The 26,075-nt window shown below is 56.3% G+C and carries 22 protein-coding genes; 11 read left to right on the top strand and 11 right to left on the bottom strand.

The window, feature by feature from the left end; genetic code table 11:
* Positions 1-29 precede the first annotated feature (29 nt).
* Positions 30-1,325, bottom strand: a complete 1,296-nt coding sequence (locus D9N13_RS23285) for an oxygenase MpaB family protein (protein WP_290594398.1) — start codon at positions 1,323-1,325, stop codon at positions 30-32.
* A gap of 138 nt (positions 1,326-1,463) precedes the next feature.
* Here D9N13_RS23285 and D9N13_RS23280 point away from each other — a divergent pair, with 138 nt between their 5' ends.
* The gene (locus tag D9N13_RS23280) at positions 1,464-2,231 is read left to right on the top strand and encodes a glutathione S-transferase N-terminal domain-containing protein (RefSeq protein WP_290594396.1); all 768 of its coding nucleotides are present in this window, start codon (positions 1,464-1,466) and stop codon (positions 2,229-2,231) included.
* Here the strand turns inward: D9N13_RS23280 and D9N13_RS23275 are convergent.
* Positions 2,228-4,015, bottom strand: coding sequence for a GGDEF domain-containing protein (locus tag D9N13_RS23275; protein ID WP_290594393.1), 1,788 nt, complete (start codon positions 4,013-4,015; stop codon positions 2,228-2,230). The two genes, D9N13_RS23280 and D9N13_RS23275, sit on opposite strands and share 4 nt — an antisense overlap.
* A gap of 208 nt (positions 4,016-4,223) precedes the next feature.
* On the opposite strand from D9N13_RS23275, the gene D9N13_RS23270 reads away from it, so the two are divergent.
* The 5 genes from D9N13_RS23270 (at position 4,224) to D9N13_RS23250 (ending at position 9,331) form a co-directional block, all read left to right on the top strand.
* Positions 4,224-4,688 (top strand): hotdog fold domain-containing protein, encoded by a 465-nt coding sequence (locus tag D9N13_RS23270; protein WP_290594390.1) that lies wholly within the window; start codon positions 4,224-4,226, stop codon positions 4,686-4,688.
* A 93-nt stretch (positions 4,689-4,781) separates the two neighbouring features.
* The gene (locus D9N13_RS23265; RefSeq protein ID WP_290594388.1) at positions 4,782-7,226 is read left to right on the top strand and encodes a serine/threonine-protein kinase; all 2,445 of its coding nucleotides are present in this window, start codon (positions 4,782-4,784) and stop codon (positions 7,224-7,226) included.
* Positions 7,226-8,017, top strand: coding sequence for a PP2C family protein-serine/threonine phosphatase (locus tag D9N13_RS23260; RefSeq protein ID WP_290594385.1), 792 nt, complete (start codon positions 7,226-7,228; stop codon positions 8,015-8,017). Before D9N13_RS23265 ends, D9N13_RS23260 begins: the two co-directional genes overlap by 1 nt.
* Positions 7,989-8,339 (top strand): FHA domain-containing protein, encoded by a 351-nt coding sequence (locus D9N13_RS23255; protein ID WP_290594383.1) that lies wholly within the window; start codon positions 7,989-7,991, stop codon positions 8,337-8,339. Before D9N13_RS23260 ends, D9N13_RS23255 begins: the two co-directional genes overlap by 29 nt.
* Before the next feature lie 104 nt (positions 8,340-8,443).
* A complete protein-coding gene (locus tag D9N13_RS23250) occupies positions 8,444-9,331 on the top strand; it encodes a TIGR01777 family oxidoreductase (protein WP_290594381.1) in 888 nt (295 codons plus the stop codon).
* A 3-nt stretch (positions 9,332-9,334) separates the two neighbouring features.
* Here D9N13_RS23250 and D9N13_RS23245 read toward each other — a convergent pair whose 3' ends face one another.
* From D9N13_RS23245 to D9N13_RS23230, 4 genes are all read right to left on the bottom strand, one after another.
* The gene (locus tag D9N13_RS23245; RefSeq protein WP_290594378.1) at positions 9,335-9,625 is read right to left on the bottom strand and encodes a hypothetical protein; all 291 of its coding nucleotides are present in this window, start codon (positions 9,623-9,625) and stop codon (positions 9,335-9,337) included.
* A 173-nt stretch (positions 9,626-9,798) separates the two neighbouring features.
* Positions 9,799-10,170: a hypothetical protein gene (locus D9N13_RS23240; protein WP_290594376.1), complete on the bottom strand. Its 372-nt coding sequence runs from the start codon at positions 10,168-10,170 to the stop codon at positions 9,799-9,801.
* 295 nt (positions 10,171-10,465) lie between these two features.
* A complete protein-coding gene (locus D9N13_RS23235) occupies positions 10,466-11,041 on the bottom strand; it encodes an MOSC domain-containing protein (protein ID WP_290594375.1) in 576 nt (191 codons plus the stop codon).
* Positions 11,042-11,095: 54 nt separating this feature from the next.
* Entirely contained in the window at positions 11,096-11,938 is an 843-nt protein-coding gene (locus D9N13_RS23230; protein ID WP_290594374.1) for a helix-turn-helix domain-containing protein, read from the bottom strand.
* 164 nt (positions 11,939-12,102) lie between these two features.
* Between D9N13_RS23230 and D9N13_RS23225 the strand changes: the two genes are divergently transcribed.
* Together D9N13_RS23225 and D9N13_RS23220 are read left to right on the top strand one after the other, a co-directional pair.
* On the top strand, positions 12,103-12,444 hold the full coding sequence (locus D9N13_RS23225; protein ID WP_290594373.1) for a hypothetical protein: 342 nt from the start codon (positions 12,103-12,105) through the stop codon (positions 12,442-12,444).
* 232 nt (positions 12,445-12,676) lie between these two features.
* A complete protein-coding gene (locus tag D9N13_RS23220) occupies positions 12,677-14,785 on the top strand; it encodes an AMP-binding protein (protein WP_290594372.1) in 2,109 nt (702 codons plus the stop codon).
* 7 nt (positions 14,786-14,792) lie between these two features.
* Here the strand turns inward: D9N13_RS23220 and D9N13_RS23215 are convergent, their stop codons facing one another.
* The 4 genes from D9N13_RS23215 to D9N13_RS23200 form a co-directional block, all read right to left on the bottom strand.
* Positions 14,793-17,009, bottom strand: a complete 2,217-nt coding sequence (locus tag D9N13_RS23215; RefSeq protein WP_290594371.1) for a PQQ-dependent sugar dehydrogenase — start codon at positions 17,007-17,009, stop codon at positions 14,793-14,795.
* A gap of 184 nt (positions 17,010-17,193) precedes the next feature.
* Positions 17,194-17,418 (bottom strand): hypothetical protein, encoded by a 225-nt coding sequence (locus tag D9N13_RS23210; protein WP_290594370.1) that lies wholly within the window; start codon positions 17,416-17,418, stop codon positions 17,194-17,196.
* A 173-nt stretch (positions 17,419-17,591) separates the two neighbouring features.
* Positions 17,592-18,164, bottom strand: coding sequence for a PDC sensor domain-containing protein (locus D9N13_RS23205; protein ID WP_290594369.1), 573 nt, complete (start codon positions 18,162-18,164; stop codon positions 17,592-17,594).
* Positions 18,165-18,211: 47 nt separating this feature from the next.
* Positions 18,212-19,216, bottom strand: coding sequence for an AraC family transcriptional regulator (locus D9N13_RS23200; protein ID WP_290594368.1), 1,005 nt, complete (start codon positions 19,214-19,216; stop codon positions 18,212-18,214).
* Between the two features lie 287 nt (positions 19,217-19,503).
* Between D9N13_RS23200 and D9N13_RS23195 the strand changes: the two genes are divergently transcribed.
* A complete protein-coding gene (locus D9N13_RS23195) occupies positions 19,504-21,033 on the top strand; it encodes a flavin-containing monooxygenase (protein ID WP_290594367.1) in 1,530 nt (509 codons plus the stop codon).
* A 130-nt stretch (positions 21,034-21,163) separates the two neighbouring features.
* Here D9N13_RS23195 and D9N13_RS23190 read toward each other — a convergent pair whose 3' ends face one another.
* Positions 21,164-21,409 carry a CPXCG motif-containing cysteine-rich protein gene (locus D9N13_RS23190; RefSeq protein ID WP_411268208.1) on the bottom strand — a complete coding sequence of 82 codons (246 nt, stop codon included), beginning with the start codon at positions 21,407-21,409 and terminating at the stop codon, positions 21,164-21,166.
* A 216-nt stretch (positions 21,410-21,625) separates the two neighbouring features.
* Between D9N13_RS23190 and D9N13_RS23185 the strand changes: the two genes are divergently transcribed.
* Positions 21,626-23,755 (top strand): hypothetical protein, encoded by a 2,130-nt coding sequence (locus D9N13_RS23185; protein WP_290594366.1) that lies wholly within the window; start codon positions 21,626-21,628, stop codon positions 23,753-23,755.
* Positions 23,756-23,808: 53 nt separating this feature from the next.
* The gene (locus D9N13_RS23180; protein ID WP_290594365.1) at positions 23,809-25,929 is read left to right on the top strand and encodes a hypothetical protein; all 2,121 of its coding nucleotides are present in this window, start codon (positions 23,809-23,811) and stop codon (positions 25,927-25,929) included.
* Positions 25,930-26,075 lie beyond the last annotated feature (146 nt).

Raw genomic sequence — 26,075 nt, 5'->3', positions numbered from 1 at the left:
AGGCAATAAAAACGCAGTTCATCGGCAACTCAAACGGATTCGAATTTGTAATCGGATTCGTTGGTGCGGTATTCCGCGGTGCCTTCGTTAGCCAGTTGGCGCAATATTTCCTCGGTGGCCCGTTGATCGATGCGGGCACGGCCACCGGGCACTTTCTTGAGCAGGCTGAGGGCACCAAAGCCGATGCCCAGGGGCGCAAACAGGGATGCAAAGGCCAGCGCATCGGAGCGTTTGCTGTGTACACCCATGGCCTCGGCGGTGCGCCTTCCCACCATTTTGGTGTACATGAAGCGCGTGGATTTCACATCCAGGGTGTGGAAGGTGCGGTCAAACCACCGTTTGCTGTTGCGGCGATAGGCATTGAGGGTGGCGGTATTCAGGTCACGGCCCCGCTCATCGTATTGATGGCGCAGAGTGGCCTGGCACAGATTCCAGGTTTCCACAATCTGTCTGGGGTCATTGCTGAGAAACTGATCGTGCATACCCAGCAGATAAGCCAGGTAGCGGGCCTGCTCCACGGCACAGGCCTCATATTCACTGAAGCGGCCAGCGTTTTTCAGGGCCCGCAACGACATCAGGTAATTAAACCCCAGGGCGGCGCCCATCTGGTCCACCTGGGGAATGGGGGTACCATACACACTGTAATCCCAGATCTTGGGCCGTCGCAGCAGGCTGGTGCGCACCATGGCGTGCATCACCCGTACCTTCACCGCCGATTGATAGGCTTCGCCACCACGGCGCAGGGCGCCCGGCAGGGTAGCCAGTTTGAATGTGCTGATGGTCTCCTTCATGCGCTTGGCGGCGGATTCACTGGTGAGGGCGCCGGTGATTACCATGGGTAAACCCTGATAACCGTTCACATAGGTCATCATGAAGGCCACCCGTATGATGGCCTCGCCCACCAGGGCCGTCAGCAGGCGGCCGTTTTCCGAGGCTCTTTCAATGCGGGTCCAGTCCACCCAATCCGGCACGGTTTCCACCGAACGCATCAGGGCTACCAGCTCCGGGGGGGCATCGGAAACCCTGTCGATCCCCTCGGCGGCGGCCTTGTCCAGCATGGCCCGCGCCGTCTTGTATCCCAATGTCGGAATAACAGCCGCAAACGCGTCCGCCAGCGGATCCCCCATCAGGGTCAGCTGGCGGAAAAACTCAACCTTTTCCGTATCGGCCAGCAGGGTTTGAATTCGTGGGTTATCCTTGATGATGCTGTTCTCCCCCAGTTGCGTGCGAAAGCGCTCCGGGGTGATGTCCAGGTCCAGTGCACCGTATACAGCGGGAGCGATGGATTTTTGCAGCTGGCTGACGTCTCGTGTACTGTAAGTCACTGTTTTCTCCGCAGGGAAGGGGTCGGCTTGGGAACTCATTGGTTCCAGTGTAGCCAGAGCAGGGGGAGAACGACATGACCGTTTGGTCAAGTGGGGCGAGCAATTTGGTCAGTATGGACGCAGGACAGGGATACAATCATGACGTACCGCCTAATCGGAATGCCACTGTCGGTGGCAACTCAGCGCGCTTTGTGGGCATTGGATTACGCAGAAGTGGCCTACCAGTTTGAAGAATACCTCCCCCAGATCAGCACACCCTGGTTGCGTTTGCGCACCCGTCGCTGGCGCGGACCGATCTCGGTTCCGGTGCTGCTGGGGGAGGGTGGCCTGTGCCTGCTGGACTCCTGGGACATCGCATTGCAGGTAAATCAGGATCAGCCGTTGGCCGGCTTGATCCCCACCCTGTGCCTGGACCAGGTGCAGGCCATGAATCAACTGAGCGAATCCATTTTCAATGCAGCGCGCATGCTGATGGTGAACCGGGCCCTGCAGGATAAAGACGCACTGCTGGAGGCGTTTCCCGATCTGTTTCCCCAATGGAGCAGACGGCCTATGTTGCCGGTGATGCGCCGTACCTTCGGTATGTTACTCAAGAAGTACGGTGAACCGGGGGTGTCGTTGGCGGAGTATCAGCAGCGCCTGGACGGCTTTATGCTGCGGGTGCGTGAACAGCTGGATGGCAAGCCGTATTTACTGGACCGCGGGTTCTGTTATGCGGACATGACCGTCGTGGCCGCCATGGCGATGGTGAAACCGGTCCCCAGAGCCGGCAGCCCGGCGCCCACTGCCTACGAGCGGGCCAACACCTGTGACGGGATCGTAACCCGGTATGAGGATGTGCTGGATTGGCGTGACGGTGTGGTGGCTCGGCATCGCCAGCGAACCTACCTGGGCAATCCGGTTTAGAGTGCTTGCTGGGCGACCCCGGATTCCCGTGTGCCCGCTTCCACCCGATTGCGGCCCCGGGATTTGGCCCGGTACAACAGATCGTCTGCCTTGCGCAGTAACGATTCATGCTCATCCCGTGCCGAGGGTATTTCGCTGGCCACGCCCACGCTGATGGTGATTGCCGTGCTGTGCTCACCGTAGCGGATTTCCGTATGATCAAAGGACTGACGAATTTTTTCCGCCACCACCACGGCGCCCTGCAGATCGGTATTGGGCAGAACAATGACAAACTCTTCGCCGCCGTAACGCACAGCAATATCCGGCGGACGCCGAATACAGGCCGTAAGAAGCTGGCCCGCTTGCACCAGGCAGTGATCACCAAAGTGGTGGCCATACGTGTCATTCAGCTGCTTGAAATAATCGATATCGATCATCAGTACCGCCAGCGAGGTTTTCTCCCGAAACGCCCGCCGGTACTCATTGGCCAGGGCTTCATTCAGATAGCGGCGGTTGCGTAACCCGGTGAGTTCATCGTGGGTGTTGATGTCGCGCAGCAGTTGATTGGCCTGCTCCAGTTCCTGGGTGCGTTGGGTCACCAGTACATCCAGATCCTGATTCAGTTTGATCTGGGCATCCAGCAGCGCGCTTTGCGCTCTGGCAGACTCCTGTTGCGCCTGCTCCCGCAAACGACGCTCGTTGTTCACCAGGTCTGCGAGGCCGATGGAAAACAGGATCAGTTCAAATGCGGAACACCATTTCATCACCACCGGTGCAATATGGTAGAGGGGAATAATTTTCTGCGAGGTGAGCGCGGTAAACAGCACACTGACAATCACCGCGCCCTGGCCCAGGGAATAATAGACGGCGGGGCGATAACCCTGCATCAACCGAATCACCGCAGCCACGATCAGCAAGACAGCGGATAACACCGTAATGCCCGCGGTGAGCTTGGCCGACAGGGTAATCGGCATAAAAAACAGCAGCACCAGAAACACCAGACAAATTGCAATCAGGAATTGAAACAGACGGTGGAAAACCGGCAGGCTGTCCCGGGTTTTCAGATACTCCATGCCGAACAGAATCACCAGAATGCCTGAGGTGAAACTGAAGAAGTAAACCGTGATTTGTTGAAAGAAGAGACTCTCCGGCCAGAAGCGAAAGGTAAGCCCGTTGATGCTGGTGTTGAACAGCATGATACTGAACACCATCAGCACGTACAGGCCATAAACCCGGTTGCGAATACCCAGCCATAAAAACAGATTGTAGATACCCAGGCCGATGGTGATGCCCACATAAATGCCGTCCAGCGTGTCCAGGGTAAAGCGTGCATCAATAAAGGCCTGTTCGGTCTGTAGGGTGATGGGAATCAGTAATGAACTGCTGGAGAAAACGCGAATGTAGATATCGCCGGTCTCGCCGGGCTGCAGGGCTAAGGGAAACACATAGGTGTTGAGGCTAAAATAGCGCTGATCAAACAGGTAGATATCGCCACTGACCATGGTCTGGGTACCGCTGTCACGAATATGGAAAAACTCCACGTTGTCCAGGAGCGGGTAATCCACGGTCAGATAAAAACGATCTTCGCGGTTATTTGCGGTATGCTCCAGCAGCCCGTTGTGTACCTGGAAATGCAGCCAGTAGGCGCTGTCACTGTAACCCAGCTGCAGGGGGGCGTCTGCCACCGGCTGGAACCGGCCCTGGGCCAGTGCGGCTTTGGCACCCTCCAGATCCAGTGCCGAGTCGGGATCCTCCAGCAGCACCATCTGCTGTGACAGGTTCAGGCTCATGTGGTGCTGATTCATGACCACGGGCTCTGCCGCCGCCGGGTTGAGGCAGCACAGCACAACGGCTGCCAGCAGCAGCCTGGATAAACTGTGAAGCGAGCATGCTCGCTGAAAGCGCCAGTGCATGGTGGTGGTTCGCAGTCAGAAGGTTAGGCGAAACAAATTGTGATTCTTGTTTCAGCAGTATAGACGAGATTTGTAGCAGTCAGCGTGAGAGGTCAGATTGATGTCCAAAGGTAACTCCGTCCTGGAAATGTGGCAAAAAGTAGCCCCCATCCCTGGGGGTAAGTTTCTGTTTTCCCAAGTGGTTTCCCGCAAGGCACCGTATTTCAAGACAGCCGGAGCCAGCATAGAGGAACTGCGCCCCAATTATGCCCGCGCCACCATGAAAAAGCGCAAGGCCGTGCAGAACCACATCGGTACCGTGCACGTGATTGCCATCTGTAATCTACTGGAGATGGCCATGGGGGTGTGCGCGGAAGCCTCGATTCCCAAGCATCTGCGCTGGATTCCCAAGGGCATGCGGGTGGACTACACCGCCAAGGCCGACACCGACATTACCGGTACCGCGGAGATCAACCCTGAGGATTGGAAACCCGGCGATCTGGATGTAACCGTGACCGCCTGCACCACCGATGGCACCCCGGTAGTGGTGGGGGTCATTAAGCTGTGGATCAGTGAAAAGAAATAACCCCTAACGTGCTTAAGGCGTATTTGCGGTGCAATCCACAAATTACCTTCATGGCCGGGGATGAATCCGCCGAATACCGGCTATAGTGTAACTATGTCGTTATTAAACAAGTGGCTACAGAGCCTGATCAGCCTCCGGGGTTTGCTCTTGATCAGCGCGATACTGTTGCTCTCAGGATTCATCAGGCCCGATACCGCATTGGTGCTGGAACGCTGGTATTACCAGTTGGGACAGCGCCTGTCCTCCCCTGCACCCGTTGCCACCGACATTGCCCTTATTGAACTGGAGCAGGAAGATCTGCTGCAGTTGCAGCGCGACCCCGGTCAGTCCGAACTGTTACCATTATTGCTGCAGGAAGATGCTCTGGTGGCGCTGGTGCTGGACCGGCCATTGCGGGAACAGGAAGTGGCGGCCGAACGGTTGCTGGACTGGCTGGAAAAATCCGCCACCGCCCCGGAAACGGTGCAGGCCTGGCGGCGGCAGAACCAACGCTTCACCGAACTGCAGCAGCGTTTGCAAGAGGGCAGTATTTTACTGGGATTGACCGATTCCGGCGTATCCGCATTCCCTGAACAGGCCTACCCCGTAGTCGAGCTGGAGCGCCTGCCCTGGGGGGCTCTTAACTGGCTGCCCAACACGGTGGTGCAGTCATTGCGGGATGGGTTGCAACAGCGCAACAGCCTGCAGGCAGCTACCTGGCCGGTGGACCCGCGCTTGCAGGGGCCGGCTTACCGGGCGTTGGATACGGCACCCGCCGATGGGCCAAGGCAACTGATCTGGGAGCAGGAATCCCAACTGCATCCGGATCTGGCACTGGCGCTGTATCTGCGTCAGCTGGCCCGCAACCTCAATATCGATGAAGAACCCACCATTACCGCGGGCCTCGATTACCGCATTGAGATGGCCCATGTCAGCCAGCCCATCAGTCGTCAGGGCCGGGTCTGGATACCGGCCCTGAATGCCGGGCAACTTTCCCGTTACCGTCAGGCAGAAGCCCTGGCACAAGCGCCTGCAGAACGTCTCTGGATACTGGCCAGCGATCCCGGTTTGGGAGCCGCGCTGGCGTCTACGGTGGTGGCCCTGCAGACCCGGCAGGTGTTGGTGCAACCCGCCTGGCGTCACTGGCTGATTGCCGCGCTGACGCTGTTGGGGGTGGTGTATTTATTGTGGGTGCAGCCTGCGTTCCGTACCTCCATGGCCATCATGATGGGGGCGTTTTTTGTGGTGACCGGCAGCGTGGTGCAGGTGGCCTGGCAACTCAGCTATCAGCAGATCCTGCCCCTGCCGCTGATCATGCTGTGGTTTACCGCAGGCAGCTTGTTGATGCTGTTCTGGAAACAACGTCAGCGCCAGTGGCAGCAACTGCAATGGGAGCACCACAACATCAGTTATCAACTGGCGCAGCAGTGGTATCAGCAGGGCCGGCTGGATGAAGCGCTGGCGGCGTTACGCCCCTGTCGCTCCACTGCCGCCGTGCTTACCCTGCTGTACGACATTGCCGTGCAGCAGGAGCGTAAGCGTCAGTACCAGGAAGCCGCCCGCACTTACCAGTTGGTGGTGGACCGCAAACCCAAATTCAAGGATGCCCGCAAACGCACTCAGGCATTGCAACAGTTGTCAGAACCTGCCCAGGTGGTGTCGGACTTCTCAGCCACCCACAGCCTGGTGTTGCCATCCCAGGAAGTGAACAAACCGGTTCTGGGCCGCTACGAAGTGGAGCGGGAACTGGGCCGCGGTGCCATGGGTGTGGTGTACCTGGGGCTGGATCCTAAAATCGCCCGCCGGGTGGCCATTAAGACCCTCAACTATCGTGAGTTTGACACGGCCCAACTTAATGTTATCAAAGAGCGCTTCTTTCGCGAGGCGGAAGCGGCAGGGCGCCTCAATCATCCCAATATTGTCACCGTGTACGATGTGGGCGAAGAAGCCGATCTGGCCTTCATCGCCATGGATTATGTGGAAGGCAAATCCCTGGATCGCTGTGTTTCGGAAACCGCTTTGCTGCCCATTCAGGAGGTGTATGAAATCATCATCGCCGTGGCGGATGCCTTGGCCTATGCCCATCAGCAGAACATCGTGCACCGGGACATCAAACCCGGCAATATCATGTATGACCAGAATAGCGGACAGGTAAAAGTGGCGGATTTTGGCATCGCCCGCATTGTCGATGATTCCAAGACCAAAACCGGAGACATGCTGGGCAGCCCCGTTTATATGTCGCCGGAGCAATTAAAGGGCACCCGGGTTTCCGGGGCCAGCGATATCTACAGTCTGGGGGTGACGTTTTATCAGCTGCTTACCGGTGTGTTGCCTTTCAGCGGCGACAGCATCGCCAATCTGGCCTACCAGATACTGAATAAAAAGTACGTCAGTGTGCGTGAGTTGAGGCCGGAGCTGTCCGCCGGTGTGGTACGGGTGGTGAATAAGGCCCTACAGAAAGAGCCCTCCAAACGCTACCACAGTGCGGTTGAAATGGCGGATGCGGTGCGGAGTTTGCTGAATCGTGAATGTCGCCGTGATAACCGGAAGGCAAGTTGATGGATATCTTTGGTGTCACGGATATAGGCTGCGTGCGCAAGCGCAATGAAGACGCCATTCACTGGCAGGCATTGCCCGGTGAAGGTCGCTACCTGGCGGTGCTGGCGGACGGCATGGGTGGATACGGTGGCGGTGCCCTGGCCAGTAAACTGGCGGTGGAGTATTTCACCAAATGCGTCCTGTCATCATTGGAGTTTCTCACCGAGTACAGCAATGAAAATATGCTGCGTATCCTGTCGGATGCCGGGTCGTTGGCCAATAATGCGGTACGTCAGGAGCGCGCCAACCACCCGGATTACCAGAAAATGGGCACCACCTTGATTGCCATGCTGGTGATGGATGAAGAATACTGGCTGATGCATGCCGGTGATTCCCGTTGCTATTGTGCCAGTGGTGATGGCCTGCAACCCATGACCCGGGATCACAGTCTGGTGCAGGAATTACTGGATAAAGGCAGCATCTCCGAAAAGGAGGCCGAGCGGGCACCGTTCCGCAATATGCTGACACGGGCCATAGGGCCGGATAACCGGGTGCAGTTTTCGTTTGCCAAACACCATTTTCAGCCCGATGAATCCTGGTTGCTGTGCTCGGACGGATTGTATAACACGCTGCCTGGTGCCGTGATCGATCATTGGATGCATTCCGGGTTGTCAGCGCAGGAAACCGCGGCGGCGTTGGTTCGGGAAAGCGTTCGTCATAATGCACAGGACAACGTCTCTGTGATCGTACTAAAACAAGATGCCACAAGCAGGAGTAAACAATATGGCCATATTAGCGCAACTGGTCGATGATGTGGTGGTCAGTAAATTTGATCTGAAGCCAGGGCAGCTGACCATCGGCCGTCATCCGGATAACGATGTCATGATTGATGATATTTCCGTGAGTGGTCATCATGCGGTGATCGAAGTGGTGTCCAGTAAATACCTGGATGGCGCGCTGGAGTTTTTTATTGTGGACAAAGGCAGTAAGAACGGCACTTTCATCAATGAACAAAGCGTTAATGAGCGTGAACGGTTGGTGGACGGTGATGTGGTGCGCCTGGCCTGGAATAAATTCAAGCTCATAGATGATGGCGGTAACCAGTTGGCCAGTACCGCCCATGTGCTGCAATAAATGACAGAAAAACTGCAGACAATTAGTAGACCCTCACTCTGAATCCTGTACGTGGGCCTGGCTTGGAGATACCCTGAGCGTATTCCCATTGCAGGGCTGAAAGCATGAATATCGTGATTACCGGTGCCTCTGGGTTGATCGGCACTGCCCTCTCCAGCGCGTTGCGGGCTGATGGCCACCAGGTGTACGGGATGCCGCGCAGCCCGTCATCGGATGCCCCTTTCCACTGGTGGCCCCCAGCCGGCCATATCCACTTTGATGACTCGATTCCGGTTGATGTAGTGATTAACCTGGCCGGTGCGGGCATAGCCGACCGGCGCTGGAATGAGCGACGCAAACAGGAGATCAGGGACAGCCGGGTTATTAGCACGGAGTTGTTGGCTAAAACGCTGTCCCGCCTGCCCCATCGACCCGGGTTGTTTATTTCCGGCTCCGCCATCGGCTTTTACGGCGATACAGGTGCCGAGCAGGTGGATGAGATGAACGAGGCCGGTTCAGACTTTCTGGCGGAGGTGTCTTACGCCTGGGAGCAAGCCGCGAAACCGGCGCTGGACGCGGGCATCCGCACGGTACTCATCCGTACCGGCATTGTGCTCAGTGACCGGGGCGGTGCCCTGCAGAAAATGCTGCTGCCCTTCAAGTTAGGCGTGGGTGGCGTGGTGGGAAGTGGTCAGCAGTATATGAGCTGGGTCAGTTTGCGGGATGTGGTGGCCATGATCCGTTTTTTGATGGCCCACGAAGAGTTAAGTGGCCCGGTGAATCTGGTGGCGCCCACGGCAGTCACCAACCGGGAATTTACCCGCACTCTGGGGAGCGCGCTCAAGCGCCCTGCGCTGCTCCCCATGCCTGCTTTTGCGGCCCGGCTGGCGTTTGGTGAGATGGCCGACCAGCTTCTGCTTTCCAGCATACGTGTGTACCCATACCTGTTACAACAAGCCGGTTATCGGTTTCAGGACGGGGATTTGGAAACAGCGCTTGCAAACATTATTTAAACGCTATTTCTGACACTTATCCATGGCAACGTTTTCGATGTACTTGGATACTTTGCTGCCCTCTTTGAGATCCGCCACAGAAAAGTTCTTGATTACGTCATCCAAAACACAGCTGCAGGTGCTTTTGAATTGCTCGCCACCGGAGGATTCTATACAGGAATCCATAAAGGAACTCTTGTAGCTGTCGAGAAAACGCTTGTCGTCCGCGCTCCCGGCATAGGCCAGATTAAGCCCCAACAGATTAAGCCCCAAAGAGGCGGCTGCGAATAACTTAATTCCAGGTATCTTTTTCATGTTGCGTCCTTATTGGCCTTGGGTTGTATCGGTACATATGCGCTTTCGGTATGGTACTTGAAAATATATAGAATTATGGGCGCAATTGCGAGGGCCAGGGTAAGGATCATGCCGCCGGCAGCGGGTTTGCTGCCGGCGCAGAACATTCCTGTGGTTGAGCACGATGTTAGCGTTTATGCACTTTTGGCCAGGCTTGATAAATCCAGGCTTTCTTCCACTTTCTTGGCAATGGATCGGGCCATGCCCAGGTTGCCTCTTTTCTTGTCGATGACCACGTACAAGAACACTTCCATGTTGGTTTTTAACAGGCGAATAAGATGATACTGGTCATCCAGTGTGATCAGGATATCCTCAATGCCGCCTTTGATGCCGAGTGCTCTCATGGTTCTGATCTTGGCCCGCACCACTTCCGTGTTGCCCGCTGCAGCGGTGTCCAGATCAAATTTATCCGCACCCTGTTTGCCCATTACCAAACCGGATGAACTGTCCACCAGACAACCACCGATGAATCCTTCAAGTTCCTCTAATCCTGATATATCTGCCATTTCCTTTTTCCTTGCTGATGTGGGTAAAGTAAAGGGTAGGTTCAACGGTAGGGTTCATCAAAAACAAGTTGTGCCTTTGGTTGCATTTGTGAACAACGCCAAATTTTTCAATCTACATTTATTTTGCTGGCATGGATTTTATTTTTCTGAAAATGTACGGGGATTTATGGGTTACAGGTTCAACTTCAAACGCTTATGGATAACCACGGAATTGTTTTATAACGTAATGGCTTCCCGGTTTGGAATACTAAGCATCAGGTGTAATGAACAGCGGTTATACCCGGTTGGGTGAACACTAACACTTTTTTATGCTATCACCGGGCTTAACCATGCCAGCTTGAATGATCTTGGCATTGATGCCGCGCAGATTCAGCGCTTTGCCTGCCGCGGAATTGACAAACTTCACGGCATCCCTGCCGAATCGGGACTGAAACTTCTTACAACCCAGATGGGGTTCAGCCGTCACTTCGATCAGGGCAGTGCCGATCTGCAAGCGGGTGCCGGGGGGCAGATTCGCCGGGCTTAAATCCAGGTCCACGAAAAACTGATCGCCGGCCAGTTTCCAGTGCTGTCGATCCCGGGCGATGGCGGCGATGGCGCGGGCATTCATCAGATTCAGTTGCATCTCCGGGTGAGCGTGGCCACCGGGGCCTTTGGCATAACCGCGGGCCAGCCAGTTATCCCCCAGTAAACCCCGTTGCGGGCACAGTTCGGCCTCAGTCAATTCCCGGCGTTTGCCGACGTCGGGTCGACAGACCACCATCTCCACGGTGCCGCTGAGGCTGGGTGAGCCCTGTATGTGGTTGAGCTGCGACTCCAGCTCGGTGGTGGTCTTGTGATGGGTGGCAAGCAGGTCCATTTGCGTGGTCATGGTTTATCGGCCGTTGCTGGTGGGTACGGGTAATGATCATAGAATGCCGGGCAACTAGCTGGCAACGGCCAGGCTTTGAAAAAACTGCGCGGAAAAGTCATCGGCCGGGAAAAACGTTTCCACGCGCAATTCATCCGCGGTGATGTCCAGGGCCGTACCAAAGGTGGAGATCATGCTGAAGATGCGCAGGGTCGCACCATTCCATTGCAGTTCCAGCGGTAACACAGGCTCCGGTGCGGTGAGAATGGAATCACTTCGCCAACGCTCGGGGATGCTGGGCAGCTGGCACAGTTCGTCGTACAGTTCAGACAGTTGCTGATGATCCGGATCGGCAGCCACTTCCCGTTGCAGACGGGACAGCAGCAAACCGGCCACCTCCGGCCAGTTGCTAATCAGTGGTTGCATACCGTCAGCGGAAAAGGTCAGGCGCATGACGTTGCGCAGGCCACTGGGATCCACGGCCTGCCACTTGGCTTCGGCATCCCCCAGCAGGTTGATGAAGCGCATGGCGGCGGTATTTTGCAACAACAGGTTCCAGGCCCGATCCACCACCATCGCCGGATACGGATTGTGATGTTGCAGGGTAAGATCCAAGGCCTGCCTGACTGCGGACATCTCTTCACTGTGCAGCGGCCGTGCCGGATAGACGGCCGTAAAGCCTGCGCTGTTGAGCAACAGATTGCGATCCCGCAACGGAATATCCAACACCTCCGCCAGTTGCAGAATCATCTCCCGGCTGGGTTTGGCGCGGCCGGATTCCAGAAAGCTGACATGACGCTGGGATACATCGGCTTCCAACGATAATTCCAGTTGTGAGCGTTTACGGCGTTCACGCCAGGAGCGCAATAAACGGCCGAATCCATTGTCGTGCTTTTGAGTGAGGGTTGTTGTGCTCATGATTCCATTGTCACTGTTTGCTGTGCCGGTGGCGATTACCTCTAAGGTAATTGTTTGGCGAAATATGGCAAGCCAGACTGTGATGGTCGGATGGTTGGGTTGTCGTCCGCGCGAGTTGGCAAACACAGCAACCTATACAGAGATTAATGACGGAGATTAGGGTGATGAAAGCGAGAACAGTAAAACGATGGATTTTGTGGATGGTATTGATTGATTTCAGTGTGTTCAGTGCCTGGGTGATGTGGGAGGTGGGTTACTTCGGAATCTGGGCGGCGGGTATGGCGTCTCCCGGTGCCTGGCAAGTGCTCATTGATCTGGTGATCGCCGGTGGCATGATCTGCTGGTGGATGGTGGTGGATGCGCGTAAGCGGGGTGTGAACCCCTGGCCCTGGGTGGTCTCCACTTTTGCTTTAGGTACGTTGGTACCACTGGCGTACTTGTTGTGGCGGGAATATGAACCAAAGCACCAGGAGGTGTTCAATAGTGAACACATCAACCCAGTGTAATGGGCGCTAACACAGGCTGCAGCGTACTGAAACCGGGCCGGTCGGTACCTTGGTGCCGACCGCTGCCTGATGCATTTGGTTGCACTTCCGCAGCGGGCACTACATCCCGAAACAAATTGACACGGTTAATACCTTACCGAATTCATCTCAGGTTGTTTTAATAAAACCAGATCGCATCATGGATGATGCCAATATTCCAATAATAATGAATTCATCACAGGATGCTGTCCCTATGTATAACCTGCCGCAGTTCAATAATCTGGTCGATATGGCCGTGCAACAGGCCTCCCAGCGCAATGCCGCACCCCTGGCAACTTTTCTGAAAGATAACGGCGCGCAGGATGATGCGGCGAGTTACCAGTCATTGCATGAGGCGGCCTGCGCCATTGCCATGACCCTGCAGGAGAAGGGATTGTCCGGGCGCAATATGCTGTTGTTGTTTGCCCCGGGCATTGATTATATTCGGGCGTTTTTTGGCTGCCTGTATGCGGGCTGCGTACCGGTACCGGCTTACCCCCCTATGGGCGCTCGTGATCTGGATCGTTTGCAGAAAGTGGCCAAGGATTGTGATGCCGGTGCCATTGTTACCAATCAGGCGCTGGCGCCGGTAATCGAACACTGGGTCCAACAGCTGGGATACGGTGACCGCATGCCCTGTCTGGCTCTGGATCAACTGCTGAATCAGCCCCTGGACAGCGGCTTTCAGCCTTACCAGGCGCAAGCGGATGAGGTTGCCTTTCTGCAATACACATCCGGTTCCACCGGCCATCCCAAGGGGGTCGAAGTCACCCACGGCAATCTGCTGGCCAACTTCAATCAGATTCTGCATGGCTTTTTCGCCGGCAACGAACGCCTGGATAAACTGGAGGATCTGCGGGTGGTGATCTGGTTGCCGCCGTTTCACGACATGGGATTGATCGGCGGCGTGTTGACACCCATATTCGCCGGTGCACAGGTGACGCTGATGTCACCATTGACGTTCCTGAAGCGTCCGTTACTGTGGTTGCAAACATTGTCGGACCAAAAAGCCCATGTCAGCGGCGGGCCCAACTTCGGTTATCAATACTGTGTGCGTAAAATCTCTGAAGAACAGGCCGCAACACTGGATTTATCCAACTGGCATGTGGCCTTCAATGGTGCCGAGCCGATTCAGTCGGCTGCACTGGATGCTTTCAGCGAACGCTTTCGGGTGAGTGGTTTTGACGCCAAGGCGTTTCTGCCCTGTTACGGCCTGGCGGAAGCCAGCCTGTTTGTGGCCGGCTCCCCCTCCGGACGCGGCGCACAAACCCTGAAAGCAAAGCTGGACCGGCTTGAGCAGGGGCATTACGAAGCAGCACCGGAGCAAGCCGCGGCGGCAACCACCACCGATCTGGTCAGTTCCGGCGTGGTTGCCCGGGGCTCAGAAATCAAAATTGTTCACCCCCGTGAATGCCGGGAGTGTCAGCCTGGCGAAGTGGGCGAAATCTGGATACACAGCCCGTCAGTGGCCCGTGGGTACTGGAACAAGCCCCAGTTCTCCGTTAGCGTATTCAATGCCACCATTGAGGGAGATGACAGCGGGCGACATTACCTGCGCAGTGGCGATCTTGGCTTTTTGCTGGATGATGAGCTGTATGTCACCGGCCGCATCAAGGAAGTCATTATCCTGGCCGGCCGTAACCACTATCCGCAGGATATCGAGCGTACTTTGCAAAGCGCCAATCCCACCTTCCGCACCGGCGGTGGTGCGGCCTTTGCGGTTACCATCGATGGCAAGGAAGAACTGGTGGTGCTGCAGGAAGTCAGCCGCGCCGCCGCGGATCAAACCGATTACCGCGCCCTGGCGGCGGTGGGTGTAAAAGCAATTTCCAGTCGTCACGGCGTGACGCCGGCGGAACTGGTGCTGCTGTCCGGGAGTTCCATCCCGAAAACGTCCAGTGGCAAGATTCAGCGGGCAGACGCCAAACGCCTGTACCAGGAAGGCAAACTGGTGCCGGCGCACCTGTGGCAGGCAGCCAGTAAAACCAAAGCCGTGCAAGCGGGGCCAGCCTTTGATAGCGCTGCGGACCATCTGGACTTTTACGATCAGTTGTACGGTGATCTGCAGCAGTGGGTGGCCGACAAGCTGGACATTGACCCCCATCATATCGATCTGGATGTAACGTTCTCTGAACTGGGTGTGGACTCGGTGGAGGCGGTAGAATTGGTGGATCGACTGCAGGACCGTATCGGGCGGGTGATCCCCGCCATCGAACTGTTGCGTTATCCCACTGTCCAGGCCCTGATACAGCACTTTGCCGATGAGCTTGAGGAGCAGGCGTTGCAGAGTGCAAAAACGGTCGATCTGGAGATCGAGTCCTAGGATGTTGCTACAGGGAATCGATCCATTGCTGCAGTAGGGTTAAGGCTTCCTGATCCGGCATGCTGCTGGCAATGGGCGGCATGCGGTTGTTGTCCGTGCGGTTCATGCGCGCCCATAACACACTGCGTTGGGCATCGCCACTGGCGATGATGCGGGCATCGGTAATCCCCAGATCACCGGCCTGGGGCAATTGGTTCAGGGTTTGAGTTTGGGTCAGGCTGAGGGCGTGGCGCAGATCAATGTTCACCGGCGCCGTGCCGCCCGCCTGGTGGCAGAAGGCGCAGTTGCTGTCCAGATAGGAGCGGCTGCGCTGGCTGAGGCTGGCGCTGCTGTCGTCCAACGCCGCCAGTTTCAGGTACTGACCGGCGGCACCGATGTCAGAGGAAAACAGCCCGATGTGATTCCAGGTGGTGAGCTGGTTGGCCCGCCGGGTGTCACCGCCTGCCGCATAGTCGAAGCTGCCATTCAGCTGTGTTGTTTTCACTCCCAATATGACTCCGGCAGCAGAGACATGGCAGCTCAGGCAGTCGTTGGGGCCGGGGTAGAAATACGCCTGCTGCCGCTGCCCGTTGCTGAAATCGGCATCGGCAACGGTGAGGGTTTCCGTGCTGGCCGTGCGCACCAGGTCCGCGTCCGTTTGTTGTTGATTCCAGCGATAGCTGACACCAAACCAGCCTTGCCATTGCCTGATCAATACGCGGGTTTCCAGGTGCCGGGCAGAATCCGGATCACCGGCAATCATCTCCATGGCAAAATGCTTCACCAGGATACTGCCCACGGGAAACTGCCAGGGGCTGTTGGCGGCGAAGGTGATGCGTTGTCCGTTGGGGATGGCAATCCAGCGGCGTTTGACGCTGTAATCAGACCACAGGGGGGCATTGACAGCGTATTCGATCAAACCGCTGGCCGGTATCAGACTGCTGGTGTCGCTAAACAAGCCGGTGTCCGACAGGCGCTCGGGAAAGTCATCAATGGGGTCCGCGCCGCTGCCGCTTTCAAAGCGATAGAGGCGGCCCCCGTAGCCGGCAATGTACAGCTCGCCCTGTTCATCCTCGCCGAAACCGGCGGGATTTTGCGGGGCGTTGCCCAGGCTGTCGTTGCGCACGACATTGAACTGGCTGTCCACACTCAGAGACCAGATCCGCGTACTGATGAAGTCGCCATAGATATACTGCCCGGTTAGGTCCGGGGCCGAGTTGCCACGGTAGACATAGCCCCCGGTGACGGATTGCCCCAGGGAGTGATCATATTCGTAAACCGGCATCCGGTAATCGCCCTGGGGGGCCCCACCGCGAAACACCTGGCTGCCCTCATACCAGTTCCAGCCGTAGTTACCGCCTTTGGTGACGACGTTGATTTCTTCGATCTGATCCTGGCCGACGTCCGCCAGCCAGAGGTCTCCCGTGTCGCGATCAAAGGAAAAGCGGTAAGGGTTGCGGAATCCGTAGGCCCAGATTTCCGGCAGGCTGGTGTTACTGCCGACGAACGGATTGTCGGCGGGGACGTTGTAGCCTGTGCCGGCGGGATCGATGCGCAGCAGCGAGCCCAGCAGGGTTTGGGTATTTTGCCCGTTGCCGTCAGGATCACCACCGGAGCCGCCATCACCCAACCCGAAATACAGGTAGCCATCGGGACCGAATTGCAGGGTGCCGCCGTTGTGATTGTCATAAGGCTGGTCGATGCTCAGCAGGGGTGTTTCCGTGGCGGGGTCAGCGACGTTCGGGTCGTTGATGGAAACGCTGAAGCGGGACACAACGGAGCGTGGTCCGGCGCCAATGTAGTAAACGTAGAAATAACCATTGGAGGCAAAATCGGGATCGAAGGCCAGCCCCAAAAGCCCCATTTCGCCACCACTGATGACCCGGTCCCGCAGGTCGAGAAAGGTGCTGTAGCCGTTGGCGTCAGGGCTATTGGAAAACACCTGAATCCGGCCGGCCTGTTCAACCACAAACAGGCGGTTACTGCCATCACCGGCATTGGTCAGGTACACCGGTTGGCTGAAGTCAGGCAGGTCGGGAAACGCATCCACCATACTGATGGGGCCGGAGGAGCGGCTTTGCGGCAATGCGAAGTCTGCGGTGACCGGGCGCTGTTGCAGGCCGGACGCCGGATTGTCAGTCTGATTGGGGTCGTCATCGTTACCGCCGCCGCTACCGCTACCGCCGCCACAGGCGCCTATCAGGGCCAGCAGTAAATATACAATGATCGGTCGTGCCATGAGCATGTTGGAGGCTTATCCCATCCATTCAGGTTATCCCTCCATGCTAAAGAAGGATGCGGCACAAAAGAAGGGATGCCGTGAAAAAATGCCCTTCTGCACTACGCAGGGCACTGTACCGGCAGGCAATCGGAGAATCGCATTCTGGTGCGCCACGGACGAGCGTTGGCAACACCGCAGCCAGCCCTGTTCAGCAGTGGAACGGAATACGGTGAAAGCCCGAGGAATCGGGGTCGATGGTTACCTTTTCGTATTCGAAGAAGTCACCCCATTGGGCGGTGGAGGGGCCGATAAACACGGATTTACCTTCTTTCGCCTGGTAACTGGCCAGTTTGTTGCGAATGGAATCGACGGTGGCTGGCTGCTTGGATTGAGCGTGCCGTGCTGTGTTGGAATTACCAAATAACCATTTCATGGGGTTGCTCCAGAGTGCGTTCTATTTAACTGCTTGGTCTGGAGACAGTTTCCCAAAGTGCAGGAAATTGCCCAATTAAATTGTCAGGCAAAAAAATGAGACTTAGTTCACGTCCGTTTTGTGCCGCAGCGCTTAATTGGATTATAAGTGTTTGTTTTGTCTGGGTAGCCAGGTTATTGGCCCTGGAGTTTCTCCGCTTCCAGCACCGACACTTTCACACCAATCACCAGTACGCCAATGGTTTCATCATTGTACTCCATCGGCACCGAGATCTGGACGGCGTTGGTCTGGGTGCTTTCATCCATCTCAATGGGGCCGATAAACACCTTGCCCTGGCCCCCGTTAAAGGATGCGGTGAATTTTTCCTCGTCGCCCTGCCAGTAGTCGCTGGTGGCCGGATAGGCCGCCACGTTAGCCCCCTGGGCATCCGTCAGAAAGGCTTCACTGTACACATCCGCCTGCTGAATAATGATGTTCTTAAGGAAGCTTCCGGCTTTGTTTTCCTGCAGTTCCTTGATCAAGGGGGAGGTTCCGGCTTTCCATTCGGCATCGATCTTTTTGATCTCATCCAGGCTTTGCTCCTGGCGGTTTTGCTCGCGGATGGCCTGCAGCAGCATACCGTTCTTGGTGAGGAACTTGAGTCCTTCAATCCTCGGCGCCAGGATCTCTTTCAGGTCCTCTTGGGTCAGTTCAGCATAAGACAGCGGCGAAACCAGCAGCAAAGCCATGAACAACATGCGTATCATCGGGATTCCCTCCATGGGTTGGTTCTGTTTTTAAGCTTAGTCCAAACTTATCGGTTCGCACGGTATTTGGCCGGCGTTGCGTTGGCCCAGCGCTGGAAGGCATGGATGAAGGCGGCCGCTTCGGTGTAGCCCAGTTGATTGGCTATGGCTTCGATGGGCAGGGTGGAATGCAGCAGCAGTTGTTTGGCTTTGGCAAAGCGCACTTCATCCAGCAGGCCGCGGTAGGAAAGGTTGTCTTCACTCAGCTTGCGCCGAAAGCTGCGCTCGGCCATGCCGAAGGTCGCGGCCACTTCCTGAATGGAGGGATAGTGTTCCACAAACAAGTGCAGATAATCCCGTACCTCCTGGGCGATGGAGGTGGCGTTGCTGCCCAGGGTAAGCAGCAGGCTGTCGCACTGTTTCTGGTACAGGCTGTAGGCCATTTTGTTGCCGGCGGGAAACTGGGTGGCCAGATAGTCGGTGGGAATACCGATATCGGCGTATTCGCTGCCGAATTCCACCGGACATTGGTACCGGGCCTCATAAGGTCGAACGTCCTTGGGTTTGGGGTAGGGCAGGCGCACGTAACTGGGTTTGAAATTCACGCCAATATTGGTCTGCAGATCCTGTATCAACTGGTAGGTGCCGGAGATATCACGATCCATCAGAAAGTGCTGACAGATGGGGGGCAGGGTGGAGGGTTTCAGGCGCAGTATGGATTCTTGCTCGCCGGCTTCAAACTGCAGCTCCCCAAACAGGTAGGTGAGGGCCTGATAGTGTACCCCGGTATTAAACGCTTCCCAGGCGTTTTGGCAGGTCATCAGCAGCATGATCAGCGGGCCATAGCCCGCCAGGCTCATGGTTTGTCCGATGCGCAGGCCCACCAGGGGATCGCTGATGGTGGGTAACACATCACAGTAGACACGCAACTCCAGGGCACGCTCGATGTGCCCGTCCGGCGACAGGTTATCGACATTGAGCCCGTACCGTTCCTCGAGCATGGAGAGGTCGGCACCATGGGCTTCAAGTGCCTGCAATGTATAGATAAATCCGAGAATGGCACGTTTGCTCATGGGGGTATCTCATGGGGTGGACGGAATCTGCGCGGCCGAATTCATCAAGTGTGGGAATAAAGGGTTAATTCGTCAATGGTTTCGACCGCTGAATAAAATCTTATTAGGCTAATAAATACACAACCATTCCATTGATCCATGTCAAGTTATGGCCCCCTTTGGTAGGCATTGGCCGAAAATATTAATTCAAGAGGGGTTTACAACCTGTTCCCTGTGTCAGAATGGCGTCTATAGTGACTCCATCGACAAAACACACTACATCAAAAACAAGATCGCAGAGGTGAAGCATGACCAGTCGGGCCCCCATTAACCCCAACACCAAACATGTGGATGTCGTCATTGCCGGAGCCGGCTTTGGTGGCTTGTGCATGGCCATCAAACTGAAGGAAGCGGGCAACGAGAACTTTGTTGTGTTGGAGAAGGGCCAGGATGTGGGCGGTACCTGGCGCGATAACAGCTATCCCGGTTGTGCCTGTGATGTGCAATCCCACATGTATTCCTATTCCTTTGCACCCAAACACGACTGGTCCAAGCGCTATGCGCCCTGGAACGAGATTCAACAATACATTCTGGATACCACCGAGCAATACGGTATTCGTCCCTTCTGCCGTTTTGGCGTGGAAGTCAATTCAGCGGTGTTTGATGAGGACACCGGCACCTGGACCGTCGGCACGGCCAACGGTGATACTTATGTATGCAATCATTTCGTGTTGGCTTCAGGCCCGCTGCATGTGCCGCAGGTGCCCAACATCAAGGGGCTGGATACCTTCAAGGGCAAGCTGTTCCATTCAGCCCAGTGGGATCACGATTACGACCTCAAAGGCAAAACCGTGGTGTCCATCGGCACCGGTGGCAGTGCCATTCAGTACTGCCCGGAAATTGCCCCCGAGGTAAAACAACTCTACGTTATGCAGCGCTCTCCGGCCTGGGTGATTCCGCGGGATGAACGGAAGTATTTGGGGCTGGAAAAATCCATTTTCAAAAACGTCCCCGGCGCGCGCTTGTTACACCGCTATCGCCTGTACTGGACCAACGAATCCCGCGTCTGGCCCATCTTCAATCCGGTGTTGGCCAAGGGTCTGAGCAAGCTGGCCAAAGCGTTTATCAAACTGCAGGTGAAAGATCCGGTGGTGGCGGAAAAACTGACCCCGGATTATGTCTTGGGCTGCAAACGTATTTTGATTTCCAATAAATATTTCCCCATGTTCAATCGTGACAATGTGGAGTTGGTCACCGATGGCATCCGGGAAATCAAAGAGCACAGTGTGATCACGGCAGACGGTAAAGAGCGCCAGGCAGACTGCATTATTCTGGGTACCGGTTTCATTACCGATCCCCGTATTTACATGAAGAACTTTCCGGTGGTGGGGCTGGGTGGCCGCAGCCTGGGTGAAGACTGGAAAGAAAACGTGGAGTGTTACTATGGCACGGCCGCTTCCGGTTACCCCAACCTGTGGCAATTGGTGGGGCCCAATTCTGGCCTGGGCCACAATTCCATTATTTTTATGATTGAAGCGCAGGTGCATTACATTCTGGAAAGCATGAAGCTGCTGCAGAAAAAAGGCGCCGATTATATGGATGTAAAAGCCGACGTGCAGACCGAGTTCAATGATGCTCTGCAGGAACAGATTAAAACCACTGTGTGGGGCACCGGTTGTCAAAGCTGGTACCAGGATGCCGGTGGCCGCAACTTTGCCATCTGGCCCAAGTCCACCTGGCGATTCTGGTTGGAAACGTTTCGAGTGAAGGCGTCGGATTACCGTTTCTATGCCCGCAAAACCGTGAAGGACAAAACCGAGGCGGAAGCGGCGGCCTGAAGCTGATCAACTCTTATTGCAAGTCCGTTTATTGAAAGCCCTGTTCTGATCGTTGCCTCCCCCTTCCGGGGGAGGCTTTTTGGGACCTGATCATCACTGGGGCAGTACCCGGCCCGGACTTTAATTTAATCTAGTAAGCGTCATCTTCCGTACGCACTGTCACCTGAATATCGCCTTCCTTATCCACCACGGTGTGGAACACAATGGGCCGACAACAGACCTGGCAATCCTCGATATACTCCTGGTCCGCTTCTGATGGATCCAGCAATACACTCAAATACTCCCCACAATAGGGGCAGGTGATCTCGGTTTCCTGCAGCGCATTCATGAGTTGACCTCCTGTGTTGCCCTGGGTTGGTGATGTAAGGCTTTCCATAGGGATTCCCTTACCGGTTTGTTGGCCACATTCAGCCATTAATAATTCCATCAATGACAACCAGTTACAATAATTCAACCCAGCACAACACAATATCGCTATAGTATGCGAAAAGTAAGCGTATTCTGGTTGTATTAAGTCCGTCTGAAATCTGAAAAAAAGTAAGCACGGAAGCTTAGAAAACGATAAAACGAAAACAAGAATTCGGGGATAGAGATGTCGTTCAAGAAGCATGCTGCGGCCGCCTTGGGATTGGCCACTTGGGTAGCGTTGGGAGTATTGTCTGCAAGTACTTTGTCTGCTTGTAAATCAACCACCTCCAGTAACGTTGCCATGAAAATGAATGTAGCCGGTACGGATGCGTCGGTGAACAGCGCCACCACCAATTCACCCACAGCAGGAAACTTCTACACCAATGGCTTTCCCACGGATCTGCGCCTGAACGCCGATGGCAGCATCGACATCGATGACTTTCCGCGCCGCTTCCATATTCTCACCAACACCTATGTCAATGGGATCCGCAAGTACATCAATATCGGCGGCTACCATACGGTATCACCGATTTATATCCCCTTTACCGGTGCCATTGATGTGACCGGCCTGCCCCAGTGGGGCCTGGATTACGCCACTGCGGAGTCACCCATTCAGGTGGTGGATGTGGATCCGGGTTCACCTGAATACGGTCGCCGCTTCCCGCTGGAAGTGACCATGACGGAAAAAGCGGATTCCTACCGGCCCATGGATTTACTGCAGATTATGCCCACCCTGGGTGTTAACCTGCGCCCCAATACCACCTACGCGGCGTTTGTCACCGATCAGGTGCCGCTGCCTGCAGGCAACACCATCGAACAGAACGGACAGCTGGCGGGCCTGCTGGACCCGGCACAGGCTGAGATGCCCCTGCCGACCCGAGCCATCGAGGTGTATGCGCCGCTGCGTGATTACATGGCGCAACAGGGCATGGCCCCGGCCAGTATCATTGGCGCCACGGTGTGGACCACCGGCGATCCTACGGTCAAAATTCGCAAAGGCGCCGAGTACGCCGCCTCGCTGCCCATCGCACCGGCCACTGAGATGACACTGCTGGAAGAGTTTCCGGAGTATTGTGTGGTGCAGGGGTTTGTTGAGATTCCCGGTTTCCAGCGCGGCATTACGCCTTACATTCTTAGCGGCGGCCAGGTGGAATGGGATGAAAATGGCAATCCCATCCAGCAGTACACCCGCAACGCCGAATTTGTTGTCACCATTCCCAAAACCCAGCCCATGCCGGCCGCCGGCTTCCCCATGCTGTTCTACCATCACGGTGCCGGCGGTAATGCCGAGCAGGTGTTCACGCGGGGCAAGTACCTGCGCACCGCCATCGACATCGTTGTGCCCTACAAGGTGCTGGAGCGCGGTGCCGGGCCTTCACAGATTGCCGCAGAGCGCGGTTGGGCCAGTTCCGGCTTCGGTGGCCATATGTCACTGGATCATCTGGGCCTGGTATTGGGCTTTGGTATGTTCGGCTATAACGTTTTTAATCCGGTGGCGCTGCACAACAACTATTACCAGATGGTGTGGGAACGGACCTATTTCCGCCGTTTTCTTAATCAACTGGAAGTGGATCCGGCGCTGTGTCCGGCTGCGGATACCGCAGGTGCCCCCGCATTCCGCATCAACCCGGATATGCAGATGTTGATGGGGCAGTCACTGGGCAACTGGACTTCCAGTTTGCAACTGGCAGCGGACCCTGACCCGTTTGAAGGTGTGTTGTTTACCGGCATGTCCGGCACCTGGATCAAACTGTTTACCGACAGCGCCAAGTTCCGCCTGGCCATGTCAGCGGGGGTGGTGAATCTGTTGCCCGGCCAGGAACTGGATGAAGCGCATCCCTTCCTGATGTTGATGGAGTGGCTGATGGGGGGTGCTGATGTAGTGCCTCATATGGACACTATTTTGCGATACCCCCTGAAAGAGGCACCTCATGTGCTGGCCATCTCCGGCATCAACGATGGCGGTAGCGCCGAGCCCACCCAGCGGCCACATATGCTGGCGGTGGGAGTGGATCTGGCGGGCCCGGATCTGGGTGATACCTACGACACCACGTTGTTCCCCCATCTTGAAATCGGTGGCGCCACTCAGTTGCCCTACCCGGTGGTGAATAACGTGGAGGTACCCGGCCAGGGGCCACGTACTGCGGTAGTGGTGCGCTACGAGAATTATGTCCTGCCGGATAGAAATGGCCACCATGTGACCTTCGATCTGGAAGAAACCAAGCACCAATACGGATGTTTTATGGAGCACCTGGCACAAGGCCGCGCCCCGGTAGTGGGTGAAGGCTGGCAGCAGGGCGGGCCCTGCCTATAGGGATAAACCGCCGCTGTTTCTGATGCCGGGTTACGCACACTGGGGGCAGTAGTATGAGATCAACAGGGATGAAGGGGCCGGCGCTGTTGGCGCTGGCGCTGGCCTTGGTATTGGCAGCCTGTGGCGGCACGGATGTGCGCCCGGTGGAAATGAAAATGGACCTGAGCGGAGGTAATCCTTACAGCAGCCCCACGCTGAACTCATTCAATGACGGCCGTTTCTTCCACAATGGTTTTCCCACGGATCTCAGGCGTTCAGCACAGACCGGTCGCATAGACCTGTCTGATTTCCCCCGCCGTTTGCATCCGTTCACCGCCCTTTACCTGGATGCCATCCAAAACCGCATCCGGCCCACGGGCTACCCCACGGTAATGCCCGTGTATCTGCCCCTGACCGGGCCTGTGGACGTGGCGGCGCTGCCCGGTGCCGACCGTGATTACACACTGGCGTCTGCCCCCATTCAAGTGGTGGATGTGGATGCCGATTCCGTGGAATTCGGGCGCCGCTTTCCGCTGCAGGTGAGCCTCACCACGCGGGTGGATCCCTACCGTCCTGCCGACCTGTTGCAGATTTTACCCACCTTGGGTGTCACGTTGCGCCCCAACACCACCTATGCCGCGTTTGTGACGGCGGCCGCACCGTTGCGTTCGGGTTATACCTGGCAACAGAATCGGCAGCTGGAAGCGTTACTCAGCCCGGGTTTAACCAATACCGGGGTACCGCAACAAGCCAGGGAGCGTTTTGCACAACTGCGCGCCTATCTGCAACAACAGGGCATTGCTGCGCAACAGGTGATGGCGGCTACGGTGTGGACCACCGGGGACCCGACCCAGCCGCTGCGACAGGGCGCGCAATACGTTTCAACCCTGCCTGCGGCTGCCCCCACTGATCTGCGTTTGCTGAGCGAATACCCGGATTACTGCATTATCGAAGGCAGTGTGCAAATTCCGGGCTTCCAGAAAGGCATTGCGCCCTATCTTCTGGTGAGTGGGGACATTGAGTGGAACGCATCCGGCGAGCCGGTGCAACAGTACACCCGTGATGGGTCATTTGTGGTGACCATTCCCAAAAACCAGACCATGCCGGCGGCCGGCTTTCCCATGTTGTTTTACCATCACGGTGCCGGCGGCGATGCCGATCAGGTGTACACGCGGGGAAAATACCTGGGCACCGGAGTGGACATCATTGACGAGACTCTCACCCCGTCCATCAAAGAGGTGGGCAATGGGCCATCCCAGATCGCCGCCGAGCGGGGTTGGGCCAGTGCGGGTTTTGGCGGCCATCTCGGGGTTGATCATATGGGGGTGATTCTGGGCTTTGGAACCTTTCCCTATAACCTCTATAACCCGGTGGCGATGTTGAACAGCTACCACCAGATGGTATGGGAACGGGTGTATTTCCGCCGGGTGCTCAACCAGCTGGAGCTGCCATCGGAATTGTGTCCGGAAGCGATTCCCAATCCGGTGGTCAATGGCTTTCGGTTCGATGCCGATCACTATGTGGTGATGGGGCAATCGCTGGGCAACTGGACTGCGAGCTTGCAGATGGCGGTTGATCCGGATCCTTTTGCCGGAGCCGTGTTGACCGGTGTGGCAGGTACCTGGATTCGCCTGATGAGCAATCGTGACGAATTAAAACTGGCCATCTCCACCGGCGTTATTAATCAATTGCCCATTAACCCCATCGACGATACCAACCCCTTCATGATGCTGCTGGAATGGACGCTGGCTGGAGTGGACCCGGTGGTGCACATGGATTCGGTGTTGAAAAACCCTGTGAAACCGGCGCCCCATATCCTGGCGGTTTCCGGCATTAATGATGAAGGCGGCTATGAACCCACGCAACGGCCGTTGCTGATGGCACTGGGGCTGGACCTGGCGGGCCCCGACCTGGGCGACGATTACGACAGTACCTTGTTCCCCCACATGGCCATTGCCGGTAGCCGGGCATTACCTTACCCGGTGCGGGCAAATGCAGCGGTACCGGGGCAAGGCAATCGCACCGCGGTGGTGGTGCGCTACGAGAACACCCATCGGCCCGATGGTGACGGACATCATGTGGCCTTTGATCTGGATGCGCCCAAGCATCAGTACGGTTGCCTGTTGCAGTATCTGGCACAGGATCTTGCCCCCTGGGTGGGTGAAGGCTGGCAGCAGGGCGGCCCCTGTCTCTAGCCCGCACTGACCTCACATACCTTATCCCGCTGGCTATTATCCTTATGTCCACCTACAGTAGTGGCAACAGGGATCACCCGGCCAGCGCCAAGTCTGAGCACGCGCAAATTTTCATGACTCGAAATGGCGCATGCGATCGTTATAGA

It is taken from the genome of Ketobacter sp. GenoA1 (assembly GCF_003671475.1).
In the GTDB taxonomy this organism is placed as follows: domain Bacteria; phylum Pseudomonadota; class Gammaproteobacteria; order Pseudomonadales; family Ketobacteraceae; genus Ketobacter.
Note: the sequence above shows the minus strand (reverse complement) of the source record. Positions and strands in the feature narration are given on the sequence as shown.